General features: G+C 67.3%; 9 protein-coding genes. 4 read left to right on the top strand and 5 right to left on the bottom strand.

Annotation, left to right across the window (positions count from 1 at the left end; genetic code table 11):
- Positions 1 to 99: 99 nt before the first annotated feature.
- On the bottom strand, positions 100 to 942 hold the full coding sequence (gene ddaH / locus AB0M65_RS27485; RefSeq protein ID WP_364033435.1) for a dimethylargininase: 843 nt from the start codon (positions 940 to 942) through the stop codon (positions 100 to 102).
- Positions 943 to 1,214: 272 nt separating this feature from the next.
- Between ddaH and AB0M65_RS27480 the strand changes: the two genes are divergently transcribed.
- Positions 1,215 to 2,444 carry a cytochrome P450 gene (locus AB0M65_RS27480; protein ID WP_364033432.1) on the top strand — a complete coding sequence of 410 codons (1,230 nt, stop codon included), beginning with the start codon at positions 1,215 to 1,217 and terminating at the stop codon, positions 2,442 to 2,444.
- 241 nt (positions 2,445 to 2,685) lie between these two features.
- Positions 2,686 to 4,365 (top strand): MFS transporter, encoded by a 1,680-nt coding sequence (locus AB0M65_RS27475; protein ID WP_364033429.1) that lies wholly within the window; start codon positions 2,686 to 2,688, stop codon positions 4,363 to 4,365.
- Between the two features lie 57 nt (positions 4,366 to 4,422).
- Here AB0M65_RS27475 and AB0M65_RS27470 read toward each other — a convergent pair whose 3' ends face one another.
- Positions 4,423 to 5,508: a SagB/ThcOx family dehydrogenase gene (locus AB0M65_RS27470; protein WP_364033426.1), complete on the bottom strand. Its 1,086-nt coding sequence runs from the start codon at positions 5,506 to 5,508 to the stop codon at positions 4,423 to 4,425.
- 257 nt (positions 5,509 to 5,765) lie between these two features.
- Positions 5,766 to 8,690: a BTAD domain-containing putative transcriptional regulator gene (locus tag AB0M65_RS27465; protein WP_364033423.1), complete on the bottom strand. Its 2,925-nt coding sequence runs from the start codon at positions 8,688 to 8,690 to the stop codon at positions 5,766 to 5,768.
- Between the two features lie 434 nt (positions 8,691 to 9,124).
- Here AB0M65_RS27465 and AB0M65_RS27460 point away from each other — a divergent pair, with 434 nt between their 5' ends.
- Together AB0M65_RS27460 and AB0M65_RS27455 are read left to right on the top strand one after the other, a co-directional pair.
- Entirely contained in the window at positions 9,125 to 9,325 is a 201-nt protein-coding gene (locus AB0M65_RS27460; RefSeq protein WP_364033420.1) for a YggT family protein, read from the top strand.
- A 37-nt stretch (positions 9,326 to 9,362) separates the two neighbouring features.
- Entirely contained in the window at positions 9,363 to 10,253 is an 891-nt protein-coding gene (locus AB0M65_RS27455) for a Ku protein (protein ID WP_364033417.1), read from the top strand.
- Here AB0M65_RS27455 and AB0M65_RS27450 read toward each other — a convergent pair.
- Positions 10,240 to 10,890, bottom strand: a complete 651-nt coding sequence (locus tag AB0M65_RS27450; protein ID WP_364033414.1) for a phenylalanine--tRNA ligase beta subunit-related protein — start codon at positions 10,888 to 10,890, stop codon at positions 10,240 to 10,242. The two genes, AB0M65_RS27455 and AB0M65_RS27450, sit on opposite strands and share 14 nt — an antisense overlap.
- 11 nt (positions 10,891 to 10,901) lie before the next feature.
- Positions 10,902 to 11,513 carry a LysE family translocator gene (locus AB0M65_RS27445; RefSeq protein WP_364033411.1) on the bottom strand — a complete coding sequence of 204 codons (612 nt, stop codon included), beginning with the start codon at positions 11,511 to 11,513 and terminating at the stop codon, positions 10,902 to 10,904.
- Positions 11,514 to 11,697 lie beyond the last annotated feature (184 nt).

Genomic DNA, 11,697 nt, shown 5'->3' with positions numbered 1-11,697 from the left:
GGCGCCGGTCCGGAGTACAGGAAGGCCCCCTTCCTTGCGCCTAGCGCAAGGAAGGGGGCCTTCCTGTACCTGGGACACCTTGGGACACCTGCGAAAGTGTCAGGAGCGCAGTTCCAGCGTGCAGCACTTCACGCTGCCACCGGCCTTCAGCAGTTCGCCCAGTTCGATCCCGATCGGCAGGTAGCCGCGCTCCCGCAAGTGCGCGGCCAGCCCGACGGCGTGCGTCGGCAGCATGACATGCAAGCCGTCGGAGAGTGCGTTGAGGCCGAACACCTCGGCGTCGGCTTCGTGGGCGAGGATCGCGTCCGGGAAGCGGTCGGCCAGCAGTGCCTGGCTCGCGAACGAGAACGCGCCCGGGTAGTACATGACTTCGCCGGGGTTCAGCACGGCCAGCGCGGTGTCGAGGTGGTAGAACCGCGGGTCGACCAGTTCCAGGCTCAGCACGGGGCGCCCGAAGAACTCTTGGACCTCGTCGTGCGAACGCGGGTCGGTGCGGAAGCCGCTGGCCGCCAGGATCTCGCCGCCGGCGAGGAGGAAGTCGCCTTCGCCTTCGTTGACGTACTCCGCTTGGGAGACCTCGTCCCAGCCGCCGAAGCTGAACCAGTCGACATACGCCTCGGCCTCATCGGCTCGTTGGCGGTGCCGGAACTTCGCCACCAGTACCTTGCCGTCGATCACGATCGCGCCGTTGGCGGAGAAGACCATGTCGGGCAGGCCCGGCACCGGCTCGACGAGTTCGACCTCGTGGCCCAGCGCGACGAACAGATCGTGCAGCCGCTTCCACTGGTCGAGCCCGACGTCCGCCGACGTTTCCTTTGCCGGGTCCATCCACGGGTTGATCGAATAGGTGACGTCGAAGTAGGTCGGGCGGCACATCAGCAGATGCCTCGTCTTCGCCGACTTGTAAGTCCTCAGTCCCCGGTCCTCGATTGTCTGCGTCACGATTTCCCCTTTGTCGAGAGAAAAAGAAGCCGGAACACGCGAATTCCGGCGTTAGAATAGGGTGGGCGGAATCGCCCGCCTTTCACGCTAACACGCTCCCGTGACAATTCACGCGCGTCTCGCCGACGGGACAGCCCGCGCGGCGCCGTGGAGCAGAGGGCCGCGTTACCGGCGGCCAAGGCGCGGTCAAGAGCGCCCTGTCACAGTGATTCCGGTCTCGCGGGTCGGGGAGCCCGTCCCCCTTCCGATCAGCGTGAAAAGGAGAATCGACCATGGTGCGGCCACCTGTCGACCTGACCCCTGAGCTGGTGAACGACCCGATCCGCGGGTACGCCGGATTGCGTGAGACAGCGCCGCTGGTAAGCGTCACCCTGCCCGGCGTCGAGACACCGACCTGGCTGCTCACCCGCTACGACGACATGAAGAAGGTCTATAACGATCACCGTTTCGTCCGCGACCGGAGCAAGGTCCCCGGCATGGAGGGGCCGGGTATCGAGGTGCGGATGGTGGAGGCGTACGGCCTTCCCGTCGAATACCTCGAATACCTGACGAGTCTCGTACTGCTGGACGGGAAAGACCATTCGCGGCTGCGAAGCAAAGTGATCAGGACCTTCACGGCCCGCCGGGTGCGGGAATTGCGCCCGGACGTCGAACGGATCGCCGACGATCTGCTCAAACGGCTCATCGAAAACGGCGAAGGGGATCTGCTGCACGATTTCTGCTATCCGCTGGCGAGTACGTCGATCTGCGAACTGATCGGGGTGGACGCCGAGGATCAGCCGCGGATGTGCGCGTGGATCCGGCAGTACGCTTTCGACGGCGATTCCGCCGGTATCAAGGCCGGTATCGAGGGAGTGGTGGGCTACACGAAGGAGCTCATCGAGCGGCGGCGGGTGGAGCCGGCCGGGGACCTGATCTCCGGGCTGCTCTGGGACGGCGAGGACGAGGACCTCCCGACCGACAAGGAAATGATCTCGCTGGTCTTCGTGCTCATCAACACCGGGCACCATCCACCCGCGCACTTCATCGCCAACGCGGTGCTCACCCTGCTCGACAACCCGGCCGAACTGGTGCGGCTGCGGGCCGCGCCGGAATTGCTCTCCGGCGCGATCCACGAACTGCTCCGGGTCATCTCGCCGGTGTCCATCGGAGCCTCGATGTACGCGACGGAGGATCTCGAGTTCGCCGGTTGCCCGGTGAAGCGCGGGGAATCCGTGACGAGCGCGATACTGGCGGCCAACCACGACCCGGGGGAATTCGGCTGTCCCGAACGGCTGGACCTTTCCCGCGCGCCGAAGCGCGGCGAGAACCACGTCGCGTTCGGGTACGGCGCGCACTACTGCCTCGGCGCGGGGTTGGCGAAACTCCAGGCGGACATCGCACTGGATCGGCTCGTCGTCCAGCGCGAAGACCTCCGGCTCGCGGTGGGGCGCGACGAGCTGGAACAAGCGCACTGGCCGGGCGAGGGAAACCACCTCGTCCGCTTGCCGGTGAGGATCTGAAACCGATGCGGGGCACTGACTCGGCCCGGCTGATGAGTGATCCCAGTCGCGCTCACCGGGTCGCGCGGCGGCCCCGGGAATCGCCGACCCCCACGGTTTCCGGGGCCGCAAACCCTTACCACGCTCTGTCCACTCCGGACAGTGCACGACCGACCGGAAGGAGCCGGGATCGATGCCGGGGTTTTCGTTCGTTCTTTTGTGACTGGGAAATTTGTGCATCTGACTGGGAAGGAGCTCGGACATGAGTGATACGGCACTCGACTACAACGCCGCCGATCCGCCTGCCGCCGGGCCGGGGGAGACGACCAAGACGACACTGCGGTCGTGGCTGAGCCTGATCGCGGTGGCGTTCGGGATCATGGTGGTCCAGATCGACGGGACCGTGGTGGCGATCGCGAATCCGGCGATCGCCGCGGACCTCAAAGCGGGTCTCGACGAGATCCAATGGGTCACCACCGGCTACCTGCTGGTGCTGGCGGGCCTGCTGATCCCGATGGGGACGTTGGCCGACAAGATCGGCCGTAAGAAGGGCTTCCTGCTCGGCGTCGGCGGGTTCACGCTCGCTTCGGCGGTCTGCGGGATGGCGGGGTCCATCGAGGTGCTGGTCGGCGGCCGGGTGCTGCAGGCGATCTTCGGCGCGCTGCTGGTCCCGTCGGCGCTGGCGGTCATCCGTGCCGCGTTCCCCGCGGAGAAGCTCGCGATGGCGATCGGCATCTTCAGCTCGTTCACCGCGCTGGCGCTGGCCGCCGGCCCGATCCTCGGCGGCGTGCTGGTCGAGGTCGCGAGCTGGCCGTGGGTGTTCTTCGTCAACCTGCCCTTCGGTGTGCTGGCCGTGCTGCTCGGTCTCCTGTGCATCAAGGAGTCTACGCAGGGAACACCGGCGCCACTGGACGTCCCCGGCGCGATCACGCTCACGCTGGCGATGGTGAGCGTCGTATGGGCGATCAGCAACGCGCAGGTCAAGGGCTGGGTCTCGACGCATACGCTGGGATTCTTGGGGCTGGGCCTGGTCCTGCTCGGGGTCTTCCTGGTGATCGAGCTGAAGAGCAAGCACCCGATGGTCCCGCTCGGCCTGTTCCGGGACCGTTCGCTGTCGATCGGCACCGTGCTGATGGTCGTGGTGATGTTCGCGTTCTACGCGATCCTGTTCTACCTGACCTTCTACTTGCAGGGTGTGCAGGGCAAGAACGGTGTCGCGGCGGGGATCGCCCTGCTTCCGCTGACCGCGGTGTTCACCATCTCGTCGCCGGTCGGCGGCTGGGTGACCGGCAAGCTCGGCCCCCGTGGCGCGCTGGTGACCGGTGCCGTCTTCGTCACCGGCTCGCTGGCCGTGCTCCTGTTGCTGGAGACCGATTCCGGCATGCTCACGCTGGCGCCTTCGCTGGTGCTCGGCGGGTTCGGCATGGGCTTCATGATGGTCGCCGCGACGCAGGCGATCCTTGGGAACGCCCCGGTCGACAAGGCCGGTGTCGCTTCCGGTGTCCAGCAGTCGATGACGCAGCTCGGCGGGGTGCTCGGAACCTCGGTGTTCGGCACGCTGCTCGCCTCCTCGGTGATGGCGAACTTCGCGACGAACGTCCGTAGCGCCTTCGCGGGCGGCGGCGGGCCGGTCGGCGAGCAGCTGGCGAACAACGAAGAGGTCCGGAAGTCGGTCGAGCTGGGCTTCGGGCCCGCGTCGCAGGACGCGGTCGCCACGCAGCTGAGCCAGACCGGAATGCCGTCGGGCCAGGTCCAGGAGGTCGTCGGGACACTCACGCGTGCCGCGCACGAGACCTTCATCCAAGGGCTGCACACGGTGTTCGGCGTGGCCGTCGGGGTCGCCGTCGTGGCGGGCCTGGTCTCCCTGCTGGTCCGGAATCCCAAGGAGGACGAGAGCGCGGAGGCCGCACCGGCGGCCGCCGAACCCTCGATCCACGTATAAGTCGCACCGACAGCGCGTGAAGGCCCCTTCCCTCAGTTCACCCGAGGGAAGGGGTCTTCACGCGGAGGACGACAGTGCCGTGCCGAGCACCGACATGCCGAGCACCAGTTCGTTCGCCGGGTCGCAGCCGAGGAGTTCTTCGATCATCTCGTCACGCAGCGCCGCGGTGAAGGTGATGTTCAGCCCGAGCGCCGTCGCCAGCAGGTAGACGGTCTGGCTGAGATGCCCGACGTCCATCAGCAGGATCCGGTACGTCCGGCTCACCGGGTACTTCCATTGGTTCCGCTCGATGACACTGGTGTAGATCAGGAGTGCGCCGGCGTTCCCGGTCCACTCCTGATCACCCGCGAGCGCGATCAGTTCGTCGTCGTCGATTTTGCCGCCCAGCGGGGTGAGCCCGTGCCGGAACGCGTCATAGTGGTAGAACCCACACTCCAGGCCCTCGACGTTCCTCGCGTAGACGTACACCTCGGTGGGATGCCGCGCACCGCCGGACGGGCTCGTCTTGAAGACGTTCCCAGTGGCCGGGATGTCGGGATGTGTCTCCGGCCTTGTCGGCCGGGCCGCCGTGAGCAGCGTGCTCAAAGCACGCAGCCGCAAGGGTTCCTCGCCGAACTCGCGGACGCTCCGGCGTCGGTGCAGTGCGTCGCCGAGCCCGATCGTGTTCAGTGACTCGGCCGGCGGTTCGGGCAGCGGTATCGCCTCGTAGTCGCCCGATGGCCTCACCGGAGATGGCGGAGGACTGGCCTTCGCCTTCTCCAGCAAGGTTTTCGCGGTCGTCTCGCTGGTCGTGAACTCGGTCTCCCGTAGCGATCGGGTGCCGAAGTGGAACGCCCTCGCGGACGCTCCCCACGGCCCCCAGTCCCGAAGGATCTCTTCTTCCCTTCGCTGGCGGGAAGAATCTTTGACCACCAGCACTTCGTACCGGATCATCGCCCGCGTGACGCGGACGAGGCTTTCCCGTGTGCCGGGATCCTCGTCCGCGTCACGCACCGATTCCGGTTCTCGCCAAGAACCGAACCAACGCAGAACCCGTTCGGTTCCTTCGGCGAGTTTGAGCTGGCGATGTCCGAGGTGGTCGTCCCAGATCAGCTCACCTTCGGACCAGTAAAGCGTTCCACAAGAGGAAACCCTTACCAGCATGGAATGTCTTGCGCCCCAGTCCCCAGTCGTATGAATACTTTCCGAATCCGCCCGGTCATTCAGCGTCGCGGGCGGAAAGGCGGTGTGCTGCCCGGTGGTGGATCGAACGGGCCCCACGGTTGCAGTACTCGGTACTCAGCCTCGATCTCGGTCAGGAATTCGTCTTCGTCTTCCATAGCGCCGATCCTCTACGTGATCAGTTACTCCGGTCAAGTGAATATACCTACGCCATCAGAGTACCGGAACCGAACAACGAATTACGCCGAGTGATCGTTCAGGCGCTGTCTGAGTTCGCGGACCTCCGGCGAGTCCGAAATGCCGAGATCCGTGTACAGCCGCAAAGCAAGCCGGTGATGACGTTCCGCTTTCGATCGCTCACCGATAATGTCGAGAGTGGTCGCCATTTCCTGGTGGGCGAGTGGCTGCAGGCTCCGATTACCGGTCGATTCCAGCACTTCCGCCGCGGTGCCGAATTGGGTGATAGCGAGCGCGTTGTCACCGAGCGAACGCGAGGTGATGCCGAGGGCGATGAAGCATTCGGCTTCGAGATCGGCCGATTCGTTTTCGTGGGCGAGCCGTAGTGCCCGGTCGAGCTCACCCGCCGCTTCGAAGTGGCGGCCCTTCTCGGTGTGGATCAGGCCGATCCGGTGCCGGGCGCGTGCCTCGATCAGGGCGTTCCCGGTGGCCTGTGCGGTGTCGCGAACCCAGCTGAGCTGCTCGATCGCCTTTTCGGGCTCGCCGGTGAGCCAGTGGGTGAGGGCGGAGTTCCCCTTCGCCCGGCACTGCATCCGGACGTCACCCGCGGTCGCCGCCAGTTCGAAGACCTCGGTGAACAGGCGGTTCGCTTCGGTGTACTCCTGTGCCCGCCACAGAGTGAGGCCGTAGTTGTGCAAGGCCTGGTACTCCAGTGCCAGATTTCCGGTGGCCCTGGCTGCCGACAGGGCGAGCGTGTGGATTTCCCTTGCCTGCGGGTAGTGGCCGCGGTTGTCGAAGTAGCGCCAGACCGACGAGCAGAAGAGCACGAGGTCCGAATAGTGCTGGGAATGGTTCATCGCGACGGCGACCGGCAGGACGTTCTGCCATTGGTTGTCCATCCAGTGCGCGGCCTGGTCGTAGTCGGCGAACGACTGCCCGAATTCGCTCTTGGGGACCTCGAGGCCGTCGCGGGGCTCGTCGTCGGAATCGGGATCGATGAATTCCATCGCGGCGGCGACGGTGCAGCGGTAGTAGTCGAACAGCCGCCGCATCATGGCTTCACGCTGGTCTTCCGGCTCCTCCGCGAGCAGCAGTTCACGGGCGTAGCTGCGGAGGAGGTCGTGCATCTCGTACCGGTCCATCGACGGTTGCCGCAGAAGATTCACGTCGACCAGGCGTTCGGCAAGGCGGCGGGCCTCGCCGAGGTCCACTTGCGCCATCGCCGCCGTCGAAGAGAGATCGAACGCGGCACCGGGATGATGGCTCAACCGCCGGAACACCCGGCGTTCCGCTTCGGACAGGTTCAGATAGGACACTCGGAAAGCGCCGGCGACGTCACGTTCCCCGGCGGTGAGTTCGCCGAACCGGTTCCGTTCGTCGCGCAATTGCCTGGCGACGAAGTCGAGTGTCCAGGACGCCCGCGCCCGCAGCCTGCTCGCCGTGACGGCCAGCGCGAGCGGGAGATCACCGCAGAGGCTCGCGACCAGGTCCGCGGCGTCGGGGGACTCCTTCTTCAGCCGGGACGGCCCGACGATCCGGCCGAGCAGGTCCACCGCGTCCGCCCGGCTGAACGGTTCGAGGGAGAGCAGCTCCGCGCCGTCGAGGTCGACCAGCCGGGTCCGGCTGGTGATCAGCACGCCACAGCTCGCCGAACCGGGCAGCAGCGGGCACACCTGTGTCGCGCTGATGGCGTTGTCCAGCACCAGGAGGATGCGTTTGCCGTCGAGGCAGCTGCGGAACAACGCCGCCCGCTCCCCGGTGCCCGCGGGGACGTCCGAACCCTGGATGCCGAGCGACCGCAGCAGGCCCTCCAGCGCGGTGGCCGGATCGACGGGATCACCGGCCGGGGAGAACCCTTCGAGGTTGACGAAGAGCTGTCCGTCGGGGAACAGCGGCGCGAGCCGGTGCGCGGCGTGGACGGCCAGCGCGGTCTTGCCGACGCCGGGCATACCGTCGATCGCGACCAGCCTCGGGCCCGCCGCTTGGCCGCGCCGGCCGATTTCGAGGACCGTCGCCAGTTCCGCGGCCCGGCCACCGAACGCGGGGAGGTCCGCGGGCAGTTGCGCGGGACGGGGGAAAAGGGCCTTCCGCGCCTCCGCCTCGTCGCGCCGTCCGCCGGTGTCCAGCCCGGCCCGTAGCCCGCCCACGCCGTAGCGGACGAGGGAGCTGTCCTCCATCAGTTCGGCGTCCGTGCGCAGGATCTGCTGGTGGAGCGCGGTCAGTTCGGCACTCGGGTCGACGCCGAGCTCCTCGGCCAGCGCGGTCCTTGTCCGGTCGAACGCACGGAGCGCGTCGGCGCCACGGCCCGCCCGGTAGAGCGCGAGCATGGTCAGGCACTGCAGGGTCTCGCGAGTGGGATGCCGGGAGGCGAGGTCGAAGGCCTCGCGGACCGCCGCGTCGGTCTCCCCGAGCCGGAGCCGGGCACCGATGAGGAGCTCGCAGGCGGCGAGGCGTTCTTCGTCGAGCCGTCGCGCGGTCTGCTCGATGGCGTCACCGTCGAGGCCGTCGAAGGCAGGGCCGCGCCAGAGCGCGAGCGCGTCCGCGAGCTTGCCGGCCGCCTGCGAGATCAGCCCGGCCGCCAGGAGTTCCGCGCCATGGCGGTAGTCCGCTTCGAAGCGGGCCGAGTCGAGGGAGGCGCTGCTGGTGGCGATGCGGTACGCCGAACCGGTGGTGATGACGGCCGATCGCGCCACACCCAGGTCGTGCCGCAGCCGGGCGATCGCGTTGCTGACCTGGCGCACGGCGGTCTTCGGCGGACTCTCCGGCCACATCGTGCCGATCAGGTAGGACGCCGGGACGAGCCTGCCCGCGTTGATCAGCAGGGAGGCGAGCAGACGTTGTTCACGGCGTCCGCCGAGCCGGACGGGGACACCGTCGACCTCGGCTTCGAGCGAGCCGAGGACGGAGAAACTGAGCTGACCGGTACTCGTCGGATCACCGCCGGTTCGCGGCGATCCCGCCGTTTCAGGTAAAGGATCGACGGTCATATGCGACTATGTCGTCCGAGACCTTGGGGTGTGCTCAAGCACTACCTCCCAGTCCGCTCGCCCGGTGATCAGCACCCTAACCGCCGTTTCGGCCGCCAGCCAGGTCGGCATGGGGGAACGCCGCCCGGCATTCGGCCTAGCCGATGGCCCGGTGCCTGCCTTGGAACCGGTCTGATTCTACTCCCGTAACCCCTTGAACTGCGCGGACGGCCGCCGGTGGCGAGCCGATGTAATTCCGATGCAGGGCCTTGGAAAGCTGGAGGCATCGGCTGGGCGGGTTCGGCGCGACGGGGCAGCGCGCCGAGGCCGCGTGAAGGGGCTCCACGGCGGTTGGCCTTCGATCTGGGGGTGGTCAACCGCCCTGGGAGCACCCTCGCCGGACAGCTTCCTCTCAGAAACGCGCGGCACACTGGGGTAAAGAGGAGTGTGCCGTCATGAATGCTCTCGGCACTCTGCTGGGCGTCCTGCTCACGCTGTTCCTGATCGTGCTCGTCACCCGGATGGTGCTGGACTGGGCCGTCAGCCTGGCGGGCCGGATGCCGTCGTGGTCGTTCCGGGCCCGCGGCGTCACCCACCGGCTGACCGAACCGGTGCTCGCGCCCGTCCGCCGGGTGGTCCGGTGTGATCGGCCGTGATCCGGGGTACCCGGCGGTGGACGAGAGGAGTGTGCCCATGCGCCCGGTCTGGAGCGGTTCCCTTTCACTCGGTCTGGTGACGGTGCCGGTCCGGTTGTACAGCGCTGTCGAGGACCACACGGTGCACTTCCGCCAGTTCCAGCGCGGGACCGAGGACCGCATCCGGTACCGGCGGGTGAACGAGCGCACCGGCAAGGAAGTGGACTACGACGACATCGTCAAGGGCTACGAGTTCGACAGCGGCGAGTACGTGCTCGTCGAACCCGAGGAACTCGACGAGATCGCCCCGGGCCGGTCGAAGTCACTCGACATCGAGAGCTTCGTCGAACTGGACGGCGTCGACCCGGTGTTCTTCGACAAGACCTATTGGCTGGCGCCGTCGAAAGAGGAATTTCGGCGTCCGTATGCCCTGCTGCTCGAAGCGATGCGCTCGTCCGGCCGGGCCGGGGTCGCGAAGTTCGTCATGCGTGGACGCGAGTATCTGGCGCTGGTCCGTTCGGGGGACGGGGTCATGGTGCTCGACACCCTGCGTTTCGCCGCCGATCTCCGCGACCCCGCCGAACAGTTGCCGGATCTGCCGGACAAGGCACGCGGCAAGAAGGAACTCGCCATGGCGGTCGACCTGATCGACGCGATGAGCGACGACTGGCGGCCCGAGGAGTACCGGGACACCTACACCGATCGGGTGCGGGAGCTGATCAAGGCCAAGAAGAAGGGCGAGACCATCACGCCCGGTACCGAGCCGGGTGAGCCGACGAAGGTCGTCGACCTGCTGGAGGCGCTTTCGCAGAGCGTCAAGTCCTCGAAGAAGAAGGACCTGTCGTCGTTGTCGAAGGCGGATCTGGAGAAGCTGGCACGGGAGCGGGACATCAAGGGACGGTCGAAGATGACCCGGGCCGGGCTGGAGAAGGCACTCAAGGCCTCGTGAGCGGCACACCCGCCGCCGTCAGTTCGCCCGCGATGGCCTCGATCAGCAGCCGGACGTCTTCGGCCGCCGTCGCGTGCAGGCCTTCCGAAACGATCAGCACGTCGGACGTCGTGGCGGAGACCGCCGAATGCCCGCTCTGCCGGTTCGTCCACCGACGGGCATGGGCCTGACCGTCCTCGTCGGCGAAGATCACTTCGCCCGGGTTCGGCTGCTCCACGGTGCCCGCGAAGGTCACGTACTTCTCGTCTCCCCGGGCGTGACGGACTTCGAGCGAGCCGCCGATCTTCGCGACGTCGAGGACCGCGACCGGGATGGCGTACGCGACCGAGACCGCGTTGCAGAGGTCGATCACCGGGTGGATCCGGGGCAGCGTGCCCTCTTTCCGCAGCCGGCGCAGCAGGGACTCCGACGCGCAGCGGTACTGCGTCGGCTTCAGCCCCATCTTGCCGAACGCCCGGCGCCAGGCCTGGATTTCGGGGAACTCCGATTCCGGCCCGTCCGCGAGCCGTCGCGACGCCCGCGCGAGGAACTTGTCGATGTCGACCGGCAGTGCGGTGGTGATCCCGGTGGCCGTGAGCGTCCCGACGGCGAGGGCGGGATGCCCGGCGCGGACCTCGGGACTGTGCTGGAGTCGCATGCGAAACCTGTCTACTGGGTGGTGAAGGCGAGTTTGGCGCCGAGCGCGGCGAAGGAACCGGCGAAGATCCGCCGCATCCAGGCGAGTACGCGTGGCCGGGAGATGACGTGGTGGCGCACACCGGCGGCGAGGACGCCGTACACGCTGAACACCACGAACGTCGCCAGCATGAACACCCCGCTCAGCAACAGCATCCGCGGAAGGGAGCCGGGCTCGCCCGCCGGGACGAACTGGGGCAGGAACGCGAAGAAGAACAGCGTCAGCTTCGGGTTCAGGACGTTGATCAGCACGCCGGAGGTGATCGTCCGCAGCGCCGGCTTGGGCTCGGTATCGCCATCGACGACGATCGCGTCCCGGTCCCTCAACGTCGCCCACGCCATGTAGAGAAGGTAGGCCACGCCGAGGTACTTGATGATTTCGAAGGCCACCGCGCTCGCGTGCAGCAGCGCCGCGAGGCCGGTGATCGCGGCGACCATATGCGGGATGATGCCGAGCGTGCAGGCGGTCGCGGCGAGTACGCTCGCGCGTTTCCCGCGGGTCAGCCCGGCGGACAGGGTGTAGACCACGCCGGTGCCGGGCGTGGCGACCACGACCAGCGTGGTGATCAGGAAGGCGATGCTCACGCCGACCACTCTGCGCGCCCTTTGGCCCCCTGGCCAGTACCAAAGCCCCCCATTCTCACTAGACCAAAGCACCACGCACCCCACGTTCGCTTTGCGCGTGAAGGACCCCTTCCCTCGGCTCAGCCGAGGGAAGGGGGCCTTCACGCGGGATCGCGGAGGGCTGGGGGTTGCGGGGAGGGGGTCG

This window comes from Amycolatopsis sp. NPDC051071, assembly GCF_040682875.1.
Classification (GTDB): Bacteria; Actinomycetota; Actinomycetes; order Mycobacteriales; family Pseudonocardiaceae; genus Amycolatopsis.
This window is presented reverse-complemented; position numbering and strand designations above follow the sequence as displayed.

What these genes read in the sequence shown, in the direction of transcription:
- AB0M65_RS27480 (WP_364033432.1), top strand. Translation starts at nt 1,215, where the DNA reads ATGGTGCGGCCACCTGTCGACCTGACCCCTGAGCTGGTGAACGACCCG.
- AB0M65_RS27475 (WP_364033429.1), top strand. Translation starts at nt 2,686, where the DNA reads ATGAGTGATACGGCACTCGACTACAACGCCGCCGATCCGCCTGCCGCC.
- AB0M65_RS27470 (WP_364033426.1), bottom strand. Translation starts at nt 5,508, where the DNA reads ATGCTGGTAAGGGTTTCCTCTTGTGGAACGCTTTACTGGTCCGAAGGT.
- AB0M65_RS27465 (WP_364033423.1), bottom strand. Translation starts at nt 8,690, where the DNA reads ATGACCGTCGATCCTTTACCTGAAACGGCGGGATCGCCGCGAACCGGC.
- AB0M65_RS27460 (WP_364033420.1), top strand. Translation starts at nt 9,125, where the DNA reads ATGAATGCTCTCGGCACTCTGCTGGGCGTCCTGCTCACGCTGTTCCTG.
- AB0M65_RS27455 (WP_364033417.1), top strand. Translation starts at nt 9,363, where the DNA reads ATGCGCCCGGTCTGGAGCGGTTCCCTTTCACTCGGTCTGGTGACGGTG.
- AB0M65_RS27450 (WP_364033414.1), bottom strand. Translation starts at nt 10,890, where the DNA reads ATGCGACTCCAGCACAGTCCCGAGGTCCGCGCCGGGCATCCCGCCCTC.